Below are 20,964 nucleotides of genomic sequence, written 5' to 3'. Positions count from 1 at the left end.
GACGCAGAGACGGCCCGGGCCAGTTGCCCGGGCCGTTTGCTTTTTAGGGCCAAAAGGCGAGCGCCGACAAAGGGTTGCACGCGCGCATTGTATGGATATACAGTGTCGCGTCGCTTCCATCCGCCGTCCATTCCCGTGCTCACCGTTCCCGACAGCCCCGCCGACACCGCCGCCGACACCGCCGCCGATGCGCCGCCCATTCAGGATCGAGCCGCCGCAGCGTATCTCGCGAAACTCAACGACGCGCAGCGGCAAGCCGTCGAATTCGGCGTCGACGAACCCGGCCGCTGCGGCGGGCCGCTGCTCGTCATCGCGGGCGCGGGATCGGGCAAGACGAACACGCTCGCGCATCGCGTCGCGCATTTGCTGGTGAAGGGCGCGGACCCGCATCGCATTCTGTTGCTCACGTTTTCGCGGCGCGCGGCGCTCGAAATGACGCGGCGCGTGACGCGCATCGCGACGAACGCGCTCGGCAACAAAAGCGCCATCGCGCAGGGCCTGACGTGGTCCGGCACGTTTCACAGCGTCGGCGCGCGGCTCTTGCGCGATTACGCCGATATCGTCGGGCTCGCGCCGTCGTTCACCATCAACGACCGCGAAGATTCCGCCGATCTCATGAACCTCGTGCGGCACGAACTCGGGCTGTCGTCGAAGGAAAAGCGCTTTCCGGCGAAATCCACGTGCTTCAGCATTTACTCGCGCGTGGTCAACACGGGCGCGTCGCTCGCGACCGTGCTCGACCAGTGGTATCCGTGGTGCCGCGAGTGGGAAGCCGACCTGAAGCGCCTGTTCGCCGCGTACGTCGGCGCGAAGCAGTCGCAAAGCGTGCTCGATTACGACGACCTGCTGCTCTACTGGTCGCATCTCGCGGCCGAGCCGGCGATTGCCGCAGATTTGTCGAGCCGTTTCGATCACGTGCTCGTCGACGAATATCAGGACACGAACCGCCTGCAGGCCACCATTCTCCTCGCGATGAAACCGGACGGGCGCGGCCTGACCGTCGTCGGTGACGATGCGCAGTCCATCTATTCGTTTCGCGGCGCGACGGTGCGCAACATCCTCGATTTTCCACAGCACTTCACGCCGCCCGCCGCGACCGTCACGCTGGACCGCAATTACCGTTCGACGCAGCCGATTCTCGAAGCGTCCAACGCGGTCATCGGGCTCGCCGCCGAGCGCTACACGAAGGACTTGTGGACCGACAAGGCATCGGCGCAGAAGCCGCGCGTCGTCGCTGTCGCGGACGAGGCGGATCAGGCGCGCTATGTCGTCGAGAAAGTGCTGGAGGCGCGCGAGGGCGGCATGAAGCTGAAGTCGCAGGCGGTGCTGTTTCGCGCGGCGCATCACAGCGCGACGCTCGAAATCGAGCTGACGCGCAAGAACATTCCGTTCGTGAAGTTCGGCGGACTGAAGTTTCTGGATTCGATCCACGTCAAGGACGTGCTCGCGGTGCTGCGCTGGGCCGAGAATCCGCGCGATCGCGTCGCGGGCTTTCGTGTCGCGCAATTGCTTCCGGGCGTCGGCCCGGCGATCGCGGGGCGCCTGCTCGACAGCGTGAGCGCGCCGGACGCGGTGGCATCGAACGCAATCGCGGGCTTTCAGGCGCCCGCGCGCGCGAGCGAAGACTGGCCGCGTTTCGTCGCGCTGATGGCGAAGCTCTGCGGGCGCGAGTCCGGCTGGCCCGCCGAGTTCGAAATGATCCGCCGATGGTACGAACCGCACCTCGAACGCAATCACGAGGACGCGGCCATCCGCATCGGCGACGTGATGCAGATGGAGAGCATCGCGTCCACGTATCCGACGCGCGAGCGCTTCCTGACCGAACTCACGCTCGATCCGCCCGACGCGACGAGCGACGAATCGGGCGTGCCGCTCATCGACGAGGACTATCTGATTCTGTCGACCATCCACTCGGCGAAGGGCCAGGAATGGCGCAACGTGTTCGTGCTGAACGGCGTGGACGGCTGCATTCCGTCCGATCTCGGCACGGGCAGCGAAGAGGAAATCGACGAAGAGCGCCGCCTGCTCTATGTCGCGATGACGCGCGCGAAGGAAGACCTGCACATCATCACGCCGCAGCGCTTCTACGTGCACAACCAGACGAATCTCGGCGACCGGCACGTGTGGGCGCAGCGTACGCGCTTCATCCCGCCGCATCTGATGCAGAACTTCGAGGCCGCCGCCTGGCCGCCGGCGCCGGTTGCCGCCGCGCCGACGGCAGCGGGGCTCGCGGCCGCCGCGAAAGCGAAGATCGATATCGCGGCGCGGCTGAAGGGAATGTGGGAGTAGGGCGCGGGCCGCTCAGCGCGACGCCCGCGTGGGTTTCGGCACGCGCGGCGCGTTGCCGAAAATGCTTCGGAGCCATGCGGCGAAGCGCGTGAAGCCGTCGTAAGGCTCGTCGATGAAAAGCTCCGGCCGCAGCGACCGCAAATATTCGAGCAATTGCTGCGCTTCCTGCTTCTGCACCGATCCGTAGAAAATCGCGAGCCGCAGCAGCGCGCGCAGTTCGCCGAGCTTCTCGCGCGCCGCCGAGCCGACGTTCGCTTCCACCGCGATCTTCCCTTCGTACACGCGCTGGCGCAGCGAATCGGCGAGACGCCACGCGGGCGTCTGCATCTTTTCCTCGACCTCGCGGATATCCGCCGCCGCCGACTTGATCTGCGACGCGAGCACGTCCACTTGCGATTCGTCGCCCTTTGCCTCGGTGACGATCGCCGTCGCCCACGCACGCGACGCCTTCAGCAGATCCTCGGCGCTCCAGTCGGAACGGATCGCGAACGCGAAGCCGTGCTCCGCCGCCTGACGGATCAGAATTTCGACGACGTCCGGAAACTCCTTGTCGAGCGCGCGCTTCGCCCACGCGTACTGGCCGTGCGTGAGCATGCGCTGCACGGCTTGCTCGGTGAGCGGCGTGTCGTTGTCGAGCAGCTTCGCGCGCAGAAAATCCTCGAACGACGGCGTGATGAACTGCGGATCGAGCTTGAGCGAAAGACGCAGGAACGCCTCGAAATCGCGTTGCAGCGAAGCGATCGTTTCGTCGCGAAGCGAAAGGGTGATTTGACGCATGTTGGTTTCCGGTTCCGCGCTGGGGTGGCCTGGGCGGGAAATGCTGTCGGCCCGCCGCAAAAGCGGAAGGCCATTCGTTTCTGATATCGGCGCGGGAGCCGGAAACTTGAGGGGTATTTGAAAGGCGCGAGGCTGCGATGTCTAGCGCAGCACGACCAGTTGCCAGAAGAAGAACACCGCGAGCGACACGGCGATGGTCAGCAGCGCGCGCCGCGTCAACGCGCACACGATAACCGCGACAGCCGCCGCCACGAGCTGCGGATTGCGCCACGTGATTTCCGCGCCGTTGCCGTGCGGCGAGACGGTCATCGGCACGATGATCGCGGTCAGCACCGTCACCGGCACGAAGCCGAGCGCGGTCCGCACGACGGGCGGAAACGCGAGCCGCTCGCCGAGCACGAACACGGCGGCGCGGATCAGATAGGTGACGAGCGCCATTCCGAGAATCAGCACGACATAGTTCATTGCGCGCGCTCCTTGTCGAGGCGAGGCTTCGCTTCGAGCATCGTCAGCATCATGCCGACCGCGACGCCCACGAGCACCGCCGCCAGCAGCCCGAGCTTGTACGGCCAGTCCTGCCACGCGAACGACAGCACGCCCGACGCGAGCGCCGCCGCCACGAAGCGCAGCGCGACGAGCTGCGGCACGATGATCGCGATGAACGTGGCGACCATCGCGAAGTCGAGCCCGAGCGATTTGAGCCCCGGAAACGCCGCGCCGAAGAAGAGGCCGACGAGCGTCCACGCCTGCCAGTTCAGATACATCGCGACGCCGGAGCCGAAGAAGTAATGCGGGCCGATCTCGCCCGCCGCGCGCTTCTGATAATGCGCGTACGCGACGGCGAAGACTTCGTCGGTCATGAGGCCGGCAAGCGCCCAGCGCCAGCGCGCGGGCAGATGCGCGACGTAAGGCGCGAGCGTCGCGGAATAGAGCACGTGCCGCAGATTGACGACGAAGGTCGTCGCCCAGATCACCGCGAAGCTCGCGTTGCCCGCGATCATGCCGGCCGCGATGAATTGCGCCGATCCCGCGAACACCGCGAGCGACATGAACTGGCCGTGCCACAGCGCGAGCGGACTCGCGGTGACGAGCGTGCCGAAGATGACGCCGAACGGCGCGGCGCCGATCATCATCGGAATGGTGTCGCGTGCGCCGGCGGCGAATTCGTTGAGGGCGTTGGGCGATGCTGCGGTCAAGATTGTTTCCTCCTGCTGGCCGGAAACCGTTCCGGCCGATACGACGTGATGGCGGAGGATAAGCCAACGCCGCCCTTGCTGGCTTGTACGTTCTTGCGGTCGCGTCGTGGGAAAACTAGCGCCAGCGTCCCGGCGCAACGCCGAACGCGCGCTTGAAATGCCGCGTGAAATGACTTTGATCGGTGAAGCCGCTGGCCGCCGCGACATCCGCGATGGACGCCCCCGCGCGCAACGCCGGCAACGCCCGCACGATGCGCAACTGATTGCGCCACGCGTGCGGCGCAAGCCCCGTCTCGCGCGTGAAAAGCCGCGCCGCATGGAACGTCGAAAGCCCGACCGTGCGCGCGAGTTCCGTGAGCGTGACCGGTTCGAGGATATCGTCGGCGAGGCGGGCTTTCATCGTGGCGACGCGCGCGGCGTCGGCGGCGGGCGGCGCGGCCGATGGCCTCTCGAGCGCATGGCGCGCGAGCAGCGTGCTGACGGCATCGACGAGCGCGGTTTCGGCGGCGAGCGGATCGGCGCGGTCGCCCGCGTTTTCCAGCGCGCGATGCGCGATCACGAGGCGCCGCGCCAGATCGGCATCGCGGATGATCTCGGCGGCGAACCACGGCGACGCGGCGCGCGGCGACATCTCGCGCGCGATGCCTTCGACGAACGGCACCGGCAGATAGAACACGCGATACCGCCATCCGGCATCGACGGCACGCGCGCCGGTATGCAGTTCGCCCGGATTGATGACCGGCACCGAGCCCGCTTCGGCCACGTAGCGCGAGCCGCGATAGTCGTAGCATTCCGCGCCCGCTTCGATGACGGGCACCGTGTACGCGTCATGCCAGTGCGGCGTGAACTCGTGGTCGTAGTACTCGGCGGTGACCATGTCCGCGTCCGGCACGAGCGGCGAGCGCCAGTAGCGTGCGGCGTTGGAAAAGCGCGGAGCGTTCATGGCGTGGCTCGGTCGAAGGCGAATCGTTCAGTTTACAACTTCGCCGGCCCGCGAGCCGCGCTCACTTCACCGGGATCGCCGTGCCTTCCGGCACCGGCACGGCCGTCACGCTGTTCTTCGCGCTGCCGCTCGCAATGCGGTCGCTGTACGTCAGATACACGAGCGTGTTGCGTTTGGCATCGACGATCCGCACGACATGCAGCGTCTTGAAGATGAACGACATGCGGTCCGTGAAGACATCGCTCTTTTGCTTGAGCGGCCCGGCGAACTTCACCGGCCCGACCTGACGGCACGCGATGGACGCTTCCGTCGGATCTTCCGCGATGCCGAGCGTGCCCTTCACGCCGCCCGTGCGCGCCCGCGACACATAGCACGTGACGCCGCCGACGAGCGGATCGTCGTAAGCCTCGACGCTCACTCGGTCCGAACCGGTGATGCGGAAGTTCGTGTTGACGCTCGCAATCTCCTCGCCGTGCGCGACGGTCGCGCCAAGCGAAAGTACGAGCGATGCGGTTGCTGCAAAACGGGCGGCGCGGTTCATCGCAATCCTTCAGGGAAAAAGAAAAGGGCGTCGTATTGTAACGACGCCCTTCGTTCGCTTTGATGCGGTCTTGCGGCCGCCCTCCAACCTTCAATGGAAGATCAGATACAGGATCACCAGCACCACGACCGGCACACCGAGCAGCCATCCGAGAAGATAAGGCATGTTGTCCTCCTTGCTCATGTTGTTTTAGACGGTTCCAGTATCGCGGAGCCGCGAAGCGCGCGTTAGCCGTGTGCGTCCGAAATGCGTGTAGGTGAAGTCCTATCGTCTATTACGCGGGCTTACGGATTGGTCATGTCATCGTGAGAAAGGCGGCTGCGCGTTCGTCTGGCCGGCCGGTCGCGATAAAGCGCGCGCACGTAGTCCAGATGCGCGCCGGCGCAGTCGCGGGCGCGCGCGGGATCGCGGGCGACGATCGCATCGAGCATCGCGCGATGCTGGGCGAGCAGGTCGGCTTCGACTTCGTCGTCGTAATCGACGAGACGATGCGAGCTCAGCATCGATTCGCGCACGAGTTCATTCAGCCCGTGCATCACATGCGCGAGCGCGATGTTGTGCGTCGCGTCCGCGATGGCCAGATGGAACGCCGCATCCTTCTCCGCGATGCGCGCGCTTTTCTCGGCGACGGCGGCCTGTAGCGCATCGAACGCAGCGGCGATGCGCGCGAGATCGGCTTCGGTCGCGCGCTCGGCGGCGTAGGCGGTCGCGAGCGTTTCGAGGCCGTGACGCAGTTCGAGCACGTCGGCGCTCGCGTTCGGCTGCTGTTCGAGCAAGGCCGCGAGCGGCAGCGACACGAGCGGCGCCGTCACGTCCGACACGACGAAGCCGCCGCGCGCCACCGCGCGGATGAATCCATCGGATTCGAGACGAATGAGCGCCTCCCGCAACGATGGCCGCGACACGTTCAACTGCTCGGCCAGATCGCGCTCGGCGGGCAGGCGCTGGCCGGGCAGCAGCGTGCCGTTCGAAATCAGTTCCCGGATCTGGCCGGACACGACATCGGACAGGCGCACGCGGGAATATGAGTGGGAATGGACGGGCTGGAAAGTCATCGTTCGGTTGAAACGCAATTGCAGGGACGCTGGATTAACCTAGTTTGACACGAAAGCCCCGCATCCTTAAAGTCTTGGTCAGACCAAACTGACCAAGACGCAGTTTTCTTCCCCACGATGCCCATGAAAGTTGCCCTGTTCGTCCCCTGTTTCATCGATGCGTTCTATCCGCAGGTCGGCATCGCCACGCTCGAATTGCTGGAGCGGCTGGGCGTCGATGTCGATTATCCGCAAGATCAGACGTGCTGCGGCCAGCCGATGGCCAACAGCGGCGCGCACAAGGATGCCGCCGGCGCGGAGCGCGTGTTCGCGCGCAATTTCGCGGATTACGACTACGTGGTCGGGCCGTCGGCGAGTTGCACGCATCACGTGCGCGAGCATTTCACGGCGATCGAGCAGACGAGCGACGTGCAGAAGGTTCGGCGCAACACGTACGAACTCGTCGAATTCCTGCACGACGTGCTGAAGGTCCGCGAGTTTCCGTGGGCCGAGTTTCCGCATCGCGTCGGGCTGCACAACAGTTGCAGCGCGGTGCGGCATCTGCGCGAGACATCGAATTCGGAAGTCGCCGGGACGCGCTTTTCGAAACCGCGCGCGTTGCTCGAAGGCGTGAAGGGCATCGAGTTCGTCACGCCCGCGCGGCCCGACGAGTGCTGCGGCTTCGGCGGCACGTTCTCGGTGACCGAGGAAGCGGTGTCCGTGCGGATGGGGCAGGACAAGGTGCGCGATCACATCGGCGCGGGCGCGGAGTACATCGTGTCGGGCGACATGTCGTGCCTCATGCATCAGCAAGGCTGCGCGGAACGCATGAAGCTCGACGCGCGGTTCATCCACATCGCGCAGGTCTTGAACGGAGCGCGCGCATGAGCAAGACCGTGAAGATCGACCACGCGAAGGCGGCGGGCGCGTTCCTGCAGAAGACCGATCACGTCGCGTTCCACGACAAGCGCCTCTGGGACTTGCGCAGCAAGCGCGATGCGCAGGCGCACGGCATTCCCGAATGGGAAGCGATGCGCGAACTCGCCTCGGGCATCAAGGAACACACGCTGTCGAATCTCGCTGATTACATTACGCAGTTCGTGGAACAGGCGGAGAAGAACGGCGTCGTCGTGCATTTCGCGGCGAACGCGGAAGAGCACAACGCGCTCGTCCACACGCTGATGAGCGAGCGCGGCATGACCACGCTCGTCAAGAGCAAGTCGATGCTCACCGACGAATGCTATATGCGCGACTATCTGGAGCCGCGCGGCATCACGGTGATGGAAACCGATCTCGGCGAGCGCATCCAGCAGCTCGATCATCAGGACCCGAGCCACATGGTCGTGCCGGCCGTGCACAAGCTGCGCGCGGACGTGGCCGAACTGTTCGGCCGCACCATCGGCACCGATCCCGCCAACAGCGACATCCACTATCTCGCCGAAAGCCAGCGCATGAACACGCGGCCGTACTTCGTGCGCGAGAAGACGGCGGGCATGACGGGCTGCAACTTCGCGGTCGCGGAAACGGGCACGGTCGTCGTGTGCACGAACGAGGGCAACGCGGATTTGTCGGCGAACGTGCCGCCGCTGCATATCGCGTCGATCGGCATCGAAAAGCTCATTCCGACGATCGCCGATCTCGGCGTGTTCGTGCGCATGCTGTCGCGCAGCGCGCTCGGCTCGCCGATCACGCAATACACGTCGCACTTTCGCGCGCCGCGTCCGGGCACGGAGATGCACTACATCCTCGTCGATAACGGACGCTCCGAGCGGCTCGCGCTCGACGACTTCTGGTATTCGCTCAAGTGCATCCGCTGCGGCGCGTGCATGAACACGTGCCCGGTGTATCGGCGAAGCGGGGGACTGTCGTATGGAGGCACGTATTCCGGGCCGATCGGCGCGATCATCAACCCGACTCACGATCTGAAGCGCTATAGCGCGCTGCCGTTCGCCTCGACGATGAACGGCAGTTGCACCAACGTCTGCCCGACGAAGGTCAACATTCACGAGCAGATCTACAAGTGGCGCGAGGTGATCGCGGAGAAACACGAAGTGCCGTTCGTGAAGAAGGAAGTGCTGAAGATGGCGGGGCGCCTGCTCGCGAGCCCGACGCTTTATCGCGCGACGGTCGCATCGCTCGGCGGCGCGCTGAAGCGCTTGCCCAACTTCGTGCTGTACAACCCGCTCAACATCTGGGGGCGTCAGCGCGATCTGCCCGAAGCGCCCGCCGAGACCTTTCACGAGTGGTACAAGAAAAACAGGAAGCCCGCCAAATGACGACTCGCGAAGCGTTTCTATCGAAGATTCGCGCGGCGCAGCCCGCATCGCGCCCGCGCCCGGAAGTGCCCGTGTTTCCGTCGCCCGAAGGCGATCTCATGACGCGCTTCATCACCGCGCTCACCGCGATGGGCGGCACCTGCGCGCACGCGCACGGCATCGACGAAGTCAACGCGATGATCGCCGCGCGCTTCGGCGAAGACGCGGTGGTGGCGTCGGCGGTGGAGGGCATCGCGGCTACGCGCGCGCTGTCGCCGGATACCGTGCCGTCGTCGCTGCAGGACGTCGACGTAGGCGTCGTGCGCGGGCGCTTCGGCGTCGCGGAAACCGGCTCCGTGTGGTTCAGCGAAGCGGAATACGTCGTCAATTCGATCGGTTATCTCGCGCAGCATCTCGTCGTGCTGCTCGATCCGGCGCAACTCGTCGACGGCTTGCAGCAGGTTTATCGACGGCCCGATTTCCAGTCCGCGCGCTATGCGGTGCTGGTCACGGGACCGTCGGCGACGGCGGATATCGAAGGCGTGCTTATTCGCGGCGCGCAGGGCGTGCGCTCGCTGACGGTCGTGTGGCTGGCCAAATAAGACTCAAGATCGCCAAAATAGCGACCGCGATGCCGCCGAACAGCAGCCACTTCACGATGTAGTAGGCGGTCCGGTTTCACGACTTCAGGCGCTTGCCGACGAGCCAGATCGAATAGAGATACTTGAACGCTCGATTGAGGCCGCCGGTGCGCTCGCCGCTTTCGTTCGGCGACGCCGCCGTGCGCATCAGAAAGCCGCCGACCGCGTTGTCTTGTTCTTGAAACGCGTACTGAAATGCGGCGGGAAGGGCAGAAACAAGCGCGGAAAAGCAAAAAGCCCAGTCGAATGACTGGGCTTTCAATGCTTTGGCTCCCCGACCTGGGCTCGAACCAGGGACCTACGGATTAACAGTCCGGCGCTCTACCGACTGAGCTATCGGGGAACATCTACCACTAAAAATCGATTAAAAAACCCAGCAATCCGACTGGGTTTTTGAAAAACTGACGTTGCTGAAGTGTTGGCTCCCCGACCTGGGCTCGAACCAGGGACCTACGGATTAACAGTCCGGCGCTCTACCGACTGAGCTATCGGGGAACATCTACAGCAGAGAAGCGGAATTATAAGGAGCGACTTTTAGCCTGTCAACGCCGAATTCTGACTCAATACAACTTGTTTCATTGCATCGAACTTGTCCTAAATGAACAAACGCGCTGCCGAAACACCGCCGTGCTTTAACGTTCGAGCAGATTCAGCTTGTCCTTCACGTCCTTGAATTCTTCGGCTTCGGGCAGCGGCGCCTTCGTCTTGGTGATGCTCGGCCAGTTGCGTGCGAGTTCGGCGTTCAGCTCGGTGAAATGCTGCTGATCGCCCGGAACGTCTTCCTCGGCGTAAATGGCGTTCACCGGGCACTCGGCCACGCAGACGGCGCAGTCGATGCACTCGTCCGGATCGATCGCGAGAAAGTTGGGACCTTCACGGAAGCAATCCACCGGGCACACATCCACACAGTCGGTGTAGCGGCACTTGATGCAGCTTTCGGTCACAACGTGAGTCATTCAGGCTCCTGCATGCGGAATTCGTGGGGGGCGCCCGGCGCGCTGCGTGGCGCGGCGGGTCTTCGCCAAAACGCATATTGTAGCTTAACGATAAAAACCGGCGCGAAGGCCAGCGGGCGCGGCTTATATCGATTTGCAATGTATGTATGCGCGGTTTCTTTAAAGGGTACGCATGGTCATGCCCGGCCGCGCATTCGGGTAACATGGCCCAAAGGCCCGCTGCGCATCGTCGCGCGGTCTGCTCGCTTCGCTGTCCCAGCCAGAACCATGATCATCAATTCGCTGCTCGATACCGATCTCTACAAGTTCACGATGATGCAGGTCGTGCTGCATCACTTCCCGGCCGCGCATGTCGAATATCGCTTCCGGTGCCGCACGCCGCAGGCCGATCTCGTGCCGTACATCAACGAGATCCGCGATGAAGTGCGCCACCTCTGCAGCCTGCGCTTCAAGGAAGAAGAGCTCGACTATCTGCGGCGCATGCGCTTCATCAAGAGCGATTTCATCGACTTTCTGGCGCTTTTTCATCTCAGCGAGAAGTCCATCGACATCTCGCCGTCGAAGAATAACAACGGCGAGATCGACATCGTGATCGAAGGGCCGTGGCTGCATACGATCCTCTTCGAGATTCCGGTGCTCGCGATCGTCAACGAGGTCTACTTTCGCAACACGCAGCGCAAGCCCGAGTATGAAACCGGCCGCGAGCGTCTGCGCGACAAGATCAAGCTGCTCGCCACGCCGCCCGAATATTCGGATTGCAAGATCGCCGATTACGGCACGCGCCGCCGGTTCTCCAAGCAGTGGCACGAAGAAGTGGTGCTGACGCTGAAAGAAAGGCTCGGCGAGCAGTTCGCCGGCACGAGCAACGTCTTCTACGCGATGAAGCACGGACTGCGTCCGCTCGGCACCATGGCGCACGAATATCTTCAGGCGTGTCAGGCGCTCGGTCCGCGCCTGCGCGATTCGCAGATCTTCGGCTTCGAAATGTGGGCGAAGGAATATCGCGGGGATTTGGGAATCGCGCTGTCGGACGTGTACGGCATGAAGGCGTTCCTGCGCGACTTCGACATGTACTTCTGCAAGCTCTTCGACGGCGCGCGCCACGATTCCGGCGATCCCTTCGACTGGGGCGAGCGTCTTCTCAAGCATTACGAGGAAAATCGCTGCGATCCGCGCACGAAGGTGCTCGTGTTCTCGGACGCGCTCGATATCCCGAAAGTGCTGCAACTCTACGAACGCTTTCGCGGACGCTGCCAGCTCGCGTTCGGCGTCGGCACGAATCTCACCAACGATCTCGGCTATCAGCCGCTGCAGATCGTCATCAAGATGGTTCGCTGCAACGGCCAGCCGGTGGCCAAGCTCTCCGATTCGCCGGGCAAGAACATGTGCGACGACAAGGCGTACCTCGCCTATCTGCGTCAGGTTTTCGGCATCGAGCAGCCTGCCGAGGAAGGCTGATTCAGACTCGGCCTATGCCGTTCGGATGAGGTCCGTGCGCGCGGACCGGTCGATATAATTTGCTTCGCGTCGCGGATCGATCGCCGCGAACGTTTCCCCGCAGGCAATATGAGGACGGCACCATGGACACATCGGCCGCGCGCCGCAATATTCTCGCGCGCATCCGCAGCGCGCAGGGCAGGCGAGGAGCGCCGACGGACGCCGAACGCGCCGCCGCCGAAGATTATCTGACGCGGCATCCCGCTGGCCCGCGTCCGCCGCTTCCCGTCACGCGCGACGAACTGATCGCGCGTTTCAGTCTCGAAGCCGAACGGCTCGCCACGACCGTCGCCGAAGTCGATTCTTTGGACGACGCGCCCGCCGAAGCCGCGCGCTATCTGCACGCGCTCGATCTTTCATCCGATGTCGTCGCGTGGCCCGCGCTCGCCGGTCTGCCGTGGGCGAACGCGGGCATTCAGGCGTCGCTGCGCAAACCGGCGGACGCGGATCTCGTCGGCATCACCGGCTGTTTTTGCGCGACCGCCGAAACCGGTTCGCTCGTGCTGCTGTCGGGCGCCGAAACGCCTGCATCGGGCGCGCTGCTGCCGCAGACGCATATCGCGATCGTGCCGGCGTCGCGCATCGTGGCTTCGCACGAAGACGCGTTCGCGCTGATCCGCGCCGAGCGGGGCGAGTTGCCGCGCGCCGTGAACTTCGTGTCGGGACCGTCGCGCACGGGCGATATCGAGCAGACCATCGTGCTGGGCGCGCATGGGCCGTATCGCGTGCATGTGATCGTCGTGCGGGGAGCGTGAGCAGCGTGCGGCGTTTCGTTTTCGGCTTCCTGCCGCCGCTTTTCGCGATGTCCGATGCAACGGCCGCCACGCTCGATGGCGCATCGCTGTCCGCGGCGTGGGGCATTCCGTTCGTCGGCATCCTGCTTTCCATCGCGGTGTTGCCGCTCGTCGCGCATCGGCTGTGGCATCACCATTTCGGCAAGATCGCGGCGGCGTGGGCGCTTGCGCTGCTCGCGCCGTTCGCCGCCGCGTTCGGCGCAGGCGCGGCGTTCGGCGTGCTCGTCCACGCCATGCTCGAAGAGTACGTGCCGTTCATCGTCCTGCTGGCGTCGCTTTACACGGTGGCGGGCGGCATCTGCGTGCGCGGCAATCTGCACGGCTCGCCTGCCGTCAACACGGCGCTTTTGGCACTCGGCACCGCGCTCGCCAGCATCATGGGAACGACGGGCGCGGCCATGCTGCTCATCCGCCCGCTCTTGCGCGCGAACGACAACCGCAAGCACGTCGTGCATGTCGTCGTGTTCTTCATTTTTCTGGTGGCGAACGCGGGCGGTTCGCTGTCGCCGCTCGGCGACCCGCCGCTCTTTCTCGGCTTTCTGAACGGCGTCGGGTTCTTCTGGACCACGCTGCATCTCGCGCTGCCGATGCTCTTCATCTGCGGCATCCTGCTCGCGCTGTTCTATGTGATCGACCGCTACTACTGGCGCAGGAAAGAAGAAGCGCGATCCGCCTTTCTCGATCCGACGCCGGACACGCATGGCCTGGGCATCGACGGCAAGATCAACTTCGCGCTGCTTGCGGCAATCGTCGCGCTCGTGCTGATGAGCGGCCTCTGGAAGCCCGGAATCGAGTTCAGCGTGTTCGGGACGCACGTCGCGCTGCAGAACATCGTGCGGGACGCGGCGCTCGTGATCGTGCTGTTCGCATCGCTCGCGCTCACGCCGAAGAGCGCGCGCGCGGGCAACGCATTCGGCTGGGCGCCGATCCAGGAAGTCGCCAAGCTCTTCGCGGCCATCTTCGTGACTATCGCGCCGGTCATCACGATCCTGCGCGCGGGCGAGGCGGGCGCGTTCGCGGGCATCGTGCACGCGGTATCGGATGCGAACGGCAAGCCGGTCGATCTCGCGTATTTCTGGGCGACCGGCCTCTTGTCCTCGTTTCTCGACAACGCGCCGACCTATCTCGTGTTCTTCAATCTCGCGGGCGGTGATGCACAGACGTTGATGACCACCGGCGCGACGACGCTCGCCGCCATCTCAGCGGGCGCGGTATTCATGGGCGCGAACACGTATATCGGCAATGCGCCGAATTTCATGGTGAAGGCGATCGCGGAATCGCGCGGCATCCGCATGCCGGGTTTCTTCGGCTATATGGGCTGGTCGTGCGTCGTCCTGTTGCCGCTTTTCGCTGTTTCCGGCTGGCTTTTTTTCTAGGAGCAATCGATGAAGAAGGTACTTGTCGCACGTCCCACTTTTCCCGATGTGATCGAGCGCCTAAAGCAGCATTTCGAAGTCGATCTGAACCCGGGCGACGTGCTCCCTCAAGACGAGTTCGCGCGGCGTCTCGCCGACAAGGACGGCGCGTTCACGGCGGGCGAGATGGTCGGCGAGAAGGAACTGGCGGGCGCGCCGAACCTGAAAGTCGTCGCGAACATGGCGGTCGGCTACAACAACTTCGACATGCAGGCATTCGACGCGCACAAGGTGCTCGGCACCAACACGCCGAACGTGCTGAACGAAAGCACCGCCGATTTCGGCTGGGCGCTGATGATGGCGGCCGCGCGCCGCGTGACCGAGTCGGAGCACTTTCTGCGCGCGGGCAAATGGCAAAAGTGGTCGTTCGACTCCTTCCTCGGCGCCGATGTGTACGGCTCGACGCTCGGCGTGATCGGCATGGGACGCATCGGTCAGGCGCTCGCGCGGCGGGCGAGCGGCTTCAACATGCGCGTGATTTATCACAACCGCTCGCGCGTCGCGCCGGAGATCGAGGCCGAACTGAACGCGGAGTACGCGTCGAAGGAAGACTTGCTCAAGCGCGCGGACCATGTCGTGCTCGTGGTGCCGTACTCGAAGGAAAGCCACCATACGATCGGCGCGGCCGAACTCGCGCTGATGAAGCCGACGGCGACGCTGACGAACATCGCGCGCGGCGGAATCGTCGATGACGCCGCGTTGATCGCGGCGCTGCGCGAAAAGCGCATCGCGGCGGCGGGCCTCGATGTGTTCGAAGGCGAGCCGAACCTGAACCCCGGTTTCCTGGCGCTGGAAAACGTCGTGCTGACGCCGCACATCGCGAGCGCGACCGAATCCACGCGCCGCGCGATGGCGAACCTCGCCGCCGACAACCTGATCGCCGCGCTCGGCGAAGGACCGCGCGCCGGCAATCCGCCGAATCCCATCAACCCTGGCGTGCTCGCGAAATGATCGAACTGCTGTACGGCGCGGTCGCGGTGCTCGCGGTCGCGTTAGTCATCGTGCTGTTCGCGCTGCTCTCGACGATGCGGCGCGGATCGAACGTCGATCTCGAAGAGGAATTCGCGGCGCTCACCGATCGCGTGAACGACATGGGCGAAGCGCACGCGCGCGCGCAGGAGCGGCTCGAACGCGGCTTGCGCGGCGATATCGCGGAGAGCGCGCGCGTGTCGCGGATGGAATCGCAGGGCGGCTTCGCGCAATTTCATCAGACGCTTTCGACACAACTCGCCAGCACGTCGAGCGTGCAGAACGCGCAGTTCGACGCGCTCGCGCAGCAACTCGCGCAGCAAAGCCAGCAGGCGCGCGAGGATCAGGGCAACGCGCTGAAGCGCTTCGCGGATTCGATGACGCTGCATCTCGCGCAACTGTCCGAGACCAACGACCGTCGGCTTGCCGAAGTGCGCGCGACGCTCGAAGCGCGTCTCAAGGACATCGAAGCGAACAACGCCGCAAAGCTCGAGGAAATGCGCCGCACCGTCGACGAAAAGCTGCACGCCACGCTGGAGCAGCGGCTCGGCGAATCGTTCAGGCTGGTGTCCGAGAGGCTGGAGCAGGTGCATCGCGGGTTGGGCGAGATGCAATCGCTGGCGGCGGGTGTCGGCGATCTGAAGAAGGTGCTCACCAACGTCAAGACGCGCGGCATTTGGGGCGAAGTGCAGCTCGAATCGCTGCTGGAGCAATTGCTCACGCCGGACCAATACGCGAAGAACGTCGCGACCATTCCGAAGAGCAGCGAGCGCGTGGAGTTCGCGATCAAGCTGCCGGGGCGGCACGACGCGCCGGGCGTCGCCGGTTCATCGGGCGATGTCGCCACGCCCGTGTGGTTGCCCATCGACGCGAAGTTTCCGCGCGAGGACTACGAGCGGCTCATCGATGCGCAAGAGCGCGCGGACCCGGTCGCGGTGGAAGACGCATCGCGTGCGCTGGAAGGGCGTTTGCGCGCCGAGGCGAAAGCCATCGCGCAGAAATACGTCGCGCCGCCGCATACCACCGACTTCGCGTTGCTCTTTCTGCCGACCGAGGGACTGTACGCGGAAGTGCTGCGTCGTCCGGGCCTGAGCGACTTCCTGCAGCGTGAATATCGCGTGAGCGTGGCCGGACCGACAACGCTCACCGCGCTGCTCAACAGCCTGCAGATGGGTTTCAGGACGCTCGCCATCGAGAAGCGGTCGAGCGAGGTGTGGCAGGTGCTCGGCGCGGTGAAGACGGAGTTCGGCAAGTTCGGCGACGTGCTCGCGCGAACGAAGGCGCAGCTCGAAACCGTCACGCGATCCATCGAGGCGGCGCAGACGCGCACGCGTCAGATGGGCAAGCGCCTGCGCGACGTCGAGGCGTTGCCGCATGAACAGGCGGCGGGATTGCTCGGGGATGCGTCGTCGCCCGAAAGCGACGACGAACTGTGATGAACCGTCAGGCGGCGTGGTTGGCGAGGCGGTCGAGCGAATCGCCCGTCACGCGCACCACGCGCCAGTCCGGCAGCACCGTCGCGCCCATCTTCTCGTAGAAGTCGATCGCGTTCTGGTTCCAGTCGAGCACCGACCATTCGAATCGTCCGCACTGGCGTTCGACCGCGAGCGCGGCCAGCTTCTTCAGGAGCATGGTGCCGAGGCCGCTGCCGCGCATCGCCGGGCGCACGTACAGGTCTTCGAGATACAGGCCGCGCCTCGCGAGGAATGTCGAAAAGTTGTGGAAGAAGAGCGCATAGCCGACGATCTCGCCCGCGTGTTCCGCGACCAGCGCTTCCGCCGCGGGCCGCGCGCCGAAGAGCGCATCGTGCAGGGCGCTTTCGGTCGCGACGAAAAGATGCGTGAGCTTCTCGAATTCGGCCAGCTCGTACATCAACGCGAAGATCGCGCCGACATCGGCGGGCGTGGCGGCACGAACGGACGCGGCGCTCACGCTTCCTCCGGCGCGTCGGACAGCACGATCTCGATGCCGCCGAAACGCGACGCCACCCAGTTGTACGCATGGCACGCGATCCACAGCAGCACGAAGCCGAGAATTGCGTTCAGGAGCAGCGCGCTCGTGACCGTGGAGACTTCGACGGAGCCGTATCGCACGAAGGCGACCACCACGCCCAGCAGCACGATCGGCACGCTGAACGTGAGATACACGAGGATCAGCGCCTTCGCGGTCTGCCCCGGCGCGATGAATGAAATCTGCTTTTTCATGGAAGGAAAACCCCGTCTGTCGATGATTGGAGTGGTTGCCGCGGCGGCGCGTGCCTGTCTTGGCCGCCGTCAGATGAGGCCATCGAAGGGAACGATGTCCACTTCGTCGCCGGGTTCGACGTTCTCGCGCGCGTGTTCGAGCACGATGAAGCAGTTCGCGTCGCTCATCGAACTCAGCACGCCCGAGCCTTGCGGACCGGTCGTGACGACGCGCCATTGGCCTGCGTCGTCGCGCGTGGCGCTGCCGCGCTGGAACTCGGTGCGGCCCGCGCGTTTCTTGATCCGCTCGCCGGCGTGCGCGCGAACGGTCACGAGCGTGTGCGGCGCCGCGCCGGACATCGCGAGAAGCGCCTCGCGCACGATGAAGTAGAACGTCGCCATGACCGCGACGGGATTGCCCGGCAGTCCGAAGAACAGGGCGGATTTGCCCGCGCCCGCGCGCTCGCCCGACCAGAGGCGGCCGAACGCGAGCGGCCGGCCCGGGCGCATCGCGATCTTCCAGAACGCGACGTCGCCGAGCGAATTCATCAGTTCGCGCGTGAAGTCGGCATCGCCGACCGACACGCCGCCCGAACTGATGACCACGTCCGCCGCTTCCGTCGCCCGGCGCAGCGCGTTTTCGAGCGATGCGCGGTCGTCGCGGACGATGCCGAGATCGACGGTTTCGACGCCGAGCCGGCGCAGCATCGCGAAGAGCGTGTAGCGGTTGCTGTCGTAGAGGCTGCCCGGCGTCAGCGGTTCGCCGATGGAGCGCAGTTCATCGCCCGTCGAAAAGAATGCGACGACGATGCGCTTTCGCACCGCCACGTCCGCGATGCCGAGCGACGCGAGCAGCCCCAGATCCGACGCGCGCACGATGCGTCCCGCGCGCAACGCTGGCTTTCCGCGCGCGAGATCCTCGCCCGAAAGCCGCCGGTTTTGGCCTGCGCGCACGGCGGTGGCGGGGAAGCGGACGGCGTCGCCGTCGCGCATCGCGAGTTCCTGCGGGATGACGGTATCGCAGCCGGGCGGCATCAGCGCGCCCGTCATGATGCGCACGCACTGGCCGGCATCGGCTTGCGCCGTGAACGGCTGGCCGGCGAACGCGGTGCCCGCCACGTTCAGCTCCACCGTTTCGCGCGCCGATGCGAGCGCGGATGCGAGCGACCCGCCGGCGAACGCGTAGCCGTCCATGGCGGAGTTGTCGAAGGCGGGCACGTCGATGGGCGAAATCACGTCTTCCGCGAGCACGCGGTTGAGCGCGTCGAACAGGCCGACGCGTTCCATGCGCGCTTCGTGCTCTCGCGGCATCGCCCATTGACGCACGATTTCCCGCGCCGCTTCGACGGGCAACGCGTTGGGATCGTAGTGGGCGACGCAACCGGAGAGTGGCTTCAACGTGGTCATGAATCGGAGTGAGGCGCGACGAACGCCGAGCGAGGAATGGCCGCGAGGCCGTGTGACGACAGCGCGCCGGGCGGCTGGCGCGAGCGGCTGAGCGCGACCGATGCTTCGGTTACCGGCGCTCCAGCTCGGCTAGCTGGCGCAAATCATTGATATTGTAAAACGCACGATCATCGTCAAAAGGCACTTGCACCGCCTTGTGGCGTTCGTACCACGCGCGCACTTTGCGCTCGCCGGACGCGAGCCAGGCGTCGAGATCGTCCGCGAGCGACGCCCGCACGAGCGCGAACACCGGATGCGGCATGCGCTCGCCCGAAGTCTCCGTCGTCGCGGCATAGGCGATGTCGGCTTGCGCTTCGTCGAGCGCGTGCGCCAGCAGGACGCCGAGCCGCGCATCGACGAACGGGGCGTCGCACGGCGCGGTCAGCACGAACGGCGTCTGCGCGGCGCGCAGGCCGGCCGCGATGCCCGCGAGCGGGCCGGGATAATCGGCGAGCGCATCCGCGATGACGCGTGCGCCGAACGGCGCGGCCAGTTGCGCGTAGGCTTCGGCGTTGCGGTTGGCGCTGACGAGCATCGCGCCGACTTGCGGTTGAAGCCCGCGCAGTACGTGGAGAGCAAGCGGCTCGCCGCGATAAGGCTGCATGCCCTTGTCGACGCCGCCCATGCGCGAGCCGCGTCCGCCCGCGAGCACGAGCCCGGTGATATTGGAGGGAGAAGCGGGGACGGCCACGAGCGACGCGTCCGTCAGCCGCCGATGTACGACATTTCCACGCGCGGCCCGTCTTCGCGCGAAACCGCCGACGCGCTGCCGCGCAATTGCGAATAGCGGTCGCCGCGCGCTTCCCAGATTCGCGCGATGGCCGTCGCGACGGCTTCATCGCTCGCGCCGCCGCGGATGAGTCCGCGCAAGTCGTGGCCGGCCGTCGCGAAAAGGCAGAGATAGAGCTTGCCTTCGGTGGAAAGCCGCGCGCGCGTGCAGGTGCCGCAAAACGCGCGCGTGACGCTGGAAATGACGCCGATTTCGCCGCTGCCGTCGCGATAGCCCCAGCGCTGCGCGGTCTCGGCGGCGGTGTGCGCTTCGAGCGGCGCGAGCGGGAAGTATTCCGAGATCCGCTCGACGACTTGCGCCGACGGCAGCACTTCGCTCATGTTCCAGCCGTTCGACGCGCCGACATCCATGTATTCGATGAACCGCAGGACCGCGCCGCTTCCCTTGAAGTGACGCGCCATCGGCACGATTTCCTCGTCATTCGTGCCGCGCTTGACGACCATGTTGACCTTGACCGGCGATAGCCCCACGGCTTGCGCGGCGGCGATGCCGTCGAGCACGTCGGCGACGGCGAAATCGGCGTCGTTCATGCGGCGAAATAACGCATCGTCGAGGGCGTCGAGACTGACGGTGACGCGCGTCAGGCCGGCATCCTTCAGCGATTGCGCCTTGCGCGCGAGCAGCGATCCGTTGGTGGTCAGCGTGACATCGAGCGGGCGGCCTTCGGGCGTGCGCAGCAACGCGAGGCGCTCGATCAGGAATTCGATGTTCTTGCGCAAAAGCGGCTCGCCGCCCGTCAGCCGGATTTTTTCGACGCCATGCGCGACGAACACACGCGCGAGCCGCTCGATTTCCTCGAACGAGAGCAGCGCGGAATGCGGAAGGAACTGATAGTTCTTGTCGAAGACTTCGCGCGGCATGCAGTAGACGCAGCGGAAGTTGCAGCGGTCCGTCACCGAAATGCGCAGGTCGCGCAACGGGCGCGCGAGCGTGTCCGTCAGCAGCCCGGATGGCGACGACACGCCGCCGGAGAAATCCGGAATCGCGCTGACATCGGCTAAGGGGATGATGCGTCGGGACATAGGGCGTTGGCGAGGCGTTGGACTCGGTTCGGACAATGCTGAATCGTCCCATTTTAGCGGAAGCGCGTCAGACAAGTCGGCGTCGTCCGTGGCGCGGCGGCTCGGGCTTTCCACTACGTTTCATTGCGCCGGGCGAAAAAAAACGCCATCGACCGGAATCGATGGCGTTTTCGGTTACTTCCCATGCAGCCGGACTTGCCGGCCACATGTCTACGC

The 20,964-nt window shown here is 65.0% G+C and carries 21 protein-coding genes, 2 tRNA genes and 1 pseudogene; 9 read left to right on the top strand and 15 right to left on the bottom strand.

Annotated features, from left to right (window positions below; translation table 11 throughout):
* The first annotated feature begins 198 nt into the window (after positions 1–198).
* Positions 199–2,289, top strand: a complete 2,091-nt coding sequence (locus NCR39_RS09695; RefSeq protein WP_502800200.1) for an ATP-dependent helicase — start codon at positions 199–201, stop codon at positions 2,287–2,289.
* A 12-nt stretch (positions 2,290–2,301) separates the two neighbouring features.
* Here NCR39_RS09695 and NCR39_RS09690 read toward each other — a convergent pair whose 3' ends face one another.
* From NCR39_RS09690 to NCR39_RS09665, 6 genes are all read right to left on the bottom strand, one after another.
* Positions 2,302–3,066: a DUF4088 family protein gene (locus tag NCR39_RS09690; RefSeq protein WP_250451979.1), complete on the bottom strand. Its 765-nt coding sequence runs from the start codon at positions 3,064–3,066 to the stop codon at positions 2,302–2,304.
* Positions 3,067–3,207: 141 nt separating this feature from the next.
* On the bottom strand, positions 3,208–3,531 hold the full coding sequence (locus NCR39_RS09685; RefSeq protein ID WP_250451978.1) for an AzlD domain-containing protein: 324 nt from the start codon (positions 3,529–3,531) through the stop codon (positions 3,208–3,210).
* Positions 3,528–4,199, bottom strand: a complete 672-nt coding sequence (locus tag NCR39_RS09680) for an AzlC family ABC transporter permease (RefSeq protein WP_250452049.1) — start codon at positions 4,197–4,199, stop codon at positions 3,528–3,530. Before NCR39_RS09680 ends, NCR39_RS09685 begins: the two co-directional genes overlap by 4 nt.
* 178 nt (positions 4,200–4,377) lie before the next feature.
* Positions 4,378–5,205 carry a helix-turn-helix transcriptional regulator gene (locus NCR39_RS09675; RefSeq protein WP_250451977.1) on the bottom strand — a complete coding sequence of 276 codons (828 nt, stop codon included), beginning with the start codon at positions 5,203–5,205 and terminating at the stop codon, positions 4,378–4,380.
* A 61-nt stretch (positions 5,206–5,266) separates the two neighbouring features.
* Positions 5,267–5,746, bottom strand: coding sequence for a CreA family protein (locus NCR39_RS09670; RefSeq protein WP_250451976.1), 480 nt, complete (start codon positions 5,744–5,746; stop codon positions 5,267–5,269).
* A 284-nt stretch (positions 5,747–6,030) separates the two neighbouring features.
* On the bottom strand, positions 6,031–6,801 hold the full coding sequence (locus NCR39_RS09665) for a FadR/GntR family transcriptional regulator (protein ID WP_250451975.1): 771 nt from the start codon (positions 6,799–6,801) through the stop codon (positions 6,031–6,033).
* A 123-nt stretch (positions 6,802–6,924) separates the two neighbouring features.
* Between NCR39_RS09665 and NCR39_RS09660 the strand changes: the two genes are divergently transcribed.
* From NCR39_RS09660 to NCR39_RS09650, 3 genes are read left to right on the top strand one after another with little or no spacing between them, the layout of a single operon-like run.
* On the top strand, positions 6,925–7,668 hold the full coding sequence (locus NCR39_RS09660; RefSeq protein WP_250451974.1) for a (Fe-S)-binding protein: 744 nt from the start codon (positions 6,925–6,927) through the stop codon (positions 7,666–7,668).
* On the top strand, positions 7,665–9,056 hold the full coding sequence (locus tag NCR39_RS09655; protein WP_250451973.1) for a lactate utilization protein B: 1,392 nt from the start codon (positions 7,665–7,667) through the stop codon (positions 9,054–9,056). Before NCR39_RS09660 ends, NCR39_RS09655 begins: the two co-directional genes overlap by 4 nt.
* Positions 9,053–9,637, top strand: coding sequence for a LutC/YkgG family protein (locus NCR39_RS09650; RefSeq protein WP_250451972.1), 585 nt, complete (start codon positions 9,053–9,055; stop codon positions 9,635–9,637). The genes NCR39_RS09655 and NCR39_RS09650 overlap by 4 nt, the downstream gene beginning before the upstream one ends.
* Positions 9,638–9,650: 13 nt before the next feature.
* Here the strand turns inward: NCR39_RS09650 and NCR39_RS09645 are convergent.
* The 4 genes and pseudogenes from NCR39_RS09645 to fdxA form a co-directional block, all read right to left on the bottom strand.
* A pseudogene (locus NCR39_RS09645) lies at positions 9,651–9,842 on the bottom strand (lipid A hydroxylase LpxO); the annotation flags it as partial.
* A 101-nt stretch (positions 9,843–9,943) separates the two neighbouring features.
* Positions 9,944–10,019 (bottom strand) — tRNA-Asn (locus NCR39_RS09640).
* A gap of 76 nt (positions 10,020–10,095) precedes the next feature.
* Positions 10,096–10,171: transfer RNA gene (locus NCR39_RS09635), tRNA-Asn, on the bottom strand.
* Positions 10,172–10,308: 137 nt separating this feature from the next.
* The gene (gene fdxA / locus NCR39_RS09630; protein WP_035959621.1) at positions 10,309–10,632 is read right to left on the bottom strand and encodes a ferredoxin FdxA; all 324 of its coding nucleotides are present in this window, start codon (positions 10,630–10,632) and stop codon (positions 10,309–10,311) included.
* Between the two features lie 267 nt (positions 10,633–10,899).
* Between fdxA and pncB the strand changes: the two genes are divergently transcribed.
* The 5 genes from pncB to NCR39_RS09605 all read left to right on the top strand — a co-directional run bounded on the left by pncB (position 10,900) and on the right by NCR39_RS09605 (position 16,743).
* Positions 10,900–12,090, top strand: coding sequence for a nicotinate phosphoribosyltransferase (pncB, locus tag NCR39_RS09625; protein ID WP_250451971.1), 1,191 nt, complete (start codon positions 10,900–10,902; stop codon positions 12,088–12,090).
* A gap of 122 nt (positions 12,091–12,212) precedes the next feature.
* Entirely contained in the window at positions 12,213–12,884 is a 672-nt protein-coding gene (locus NCR39_RS09620) for a LutC/YkgG family protein (protein ID WP_087128200.1), read from the top strand.
* Between the two features lie 47 nt (positions 12,885–12,931).
* Positions 12,932–14,299, top strand: coding sequence for a sodium:proton antiporter (locus NCR39_RS09615; protein WP_250452048.1), 1,368 nt, complete (start codon positions 12,932–12,934; stop codon positions 14,297–14,299).
* A gap of 9 nt (positions 14,300–14,308) precedes the next feature.
* Entirely contained in the window at positions 14,309–15,289 is a 981-nt protein-coding gene (locus tag NCR39_RS09610) for a 2-hydroxyacid dehydrogenase (RefSeq protein WP_250451970.1), read from the top strand.
* On the top strand, positions 15,286–16,743 hold the full coding sequence (locus NCR39_RS09605; protein WP_250451969.1) for a DNA recombination protein RmuC: 1,458 nt from the start codon (positions 15,286–15,288) through the stop codon (positions 16,741–16,743). The genes NCR39_RS09610 and NCR39_RS09605 overlap by 4 nt, the downstream gene beginning before the upstream one ends.
* Before the next feature lie 7 nt (positions 16,744–16,750).
* Here NCR39_RS09605 and NCR39_RS09600 read toward each other — a convergent pair whose 3' ends face one another.
* The 5 genes from NCR39_RS09600 to moaA all read right to left on the bottom strand — a co-directional run bounded on the left by NCR39_RS09600 (position 16,751) and on the right by moaA (position 20,748).
* Positions 16,751–17,179, bottom strand: a complete 429-nt coding sequence (locus NCR39_RS09600; RefSeq protein WP_250452047.1) for a GNAT family N-acetyltransferase — start codon at positions 17,177–17,179, stop codon at positions 16,751–16,753.
* A gap of 56 nt (positions 17,180–17,235) precedes the next feature.
* Positions 17,236–17,511: a hypothetical protein gene (locus NCR39_RS09595; RefSeq protein WP_250451968.1), complete on the bottom strand. Its 276-nt coding sequence runs from the start codon at positions 17,509–17,511 to the stop codon at positions 17,236–17,238.
* A 69-nt stretch (positions 17,512–17,580) separates the two neighbouring features.
* A complete protein-coding gene (gene moeA / locus NCR39_RS09590; protein WP_250451967.1) occupies positions 17,581–18,897 on the bottom strand; it encodes a molybdopterin molybdotransferase MoeA in 1,317 nt (438 codons plus the stop codon).
* A 109-nt stretch (positions 18,898–19,006) separates the two neighbouring features.
* Positions 19,007–19,627 carry a molybdenum cofactor guanylyltransferase MobA gene (mobA, locus tag NCR39_RS09585; protein ID WP_502800195.1) on the bottom strand — a complete coding sequence of 207 codons (621 nt, stop codon included), beginning with the start codon at positions 19,625–19,627 and terminating at the stop codon, positions 19,007–19,009.
* A 14-nt stretch (positions 19,628–19,641) separates the two neighbouring features.
* Positions 19,642–20,748 carry a GTP 3',8-cyclase MoaA gene (gene moaA, locus NCR39_RS09580; protein WP_250451966.1) on the bottom strand — a complete coding sequence of 369 codons (1,107 nt, stop codon included), beginning with the start codon at positions 20,746–20,748 and terminating at the stop codon, positions 19,642–19,644.
* Positions 20,749–20,964 lie beyond the last annotated feature (216 nt).

This window comes from Caballeronia sp. ATUFL_M2_KS44 (assembly GCF_023630965.1).
GTDB lineage: Bacteria > Pseudomonadota > Gammaproteobacteria > Burkholderiales > Burkholderiaceae > Caballeronia > Caballeronia concitans.
The sequence above is the reverse complement of the archived record's forward strand: the minus strand, read 5'-3'. Positions and strand labels throughout refer to the sequence as shown.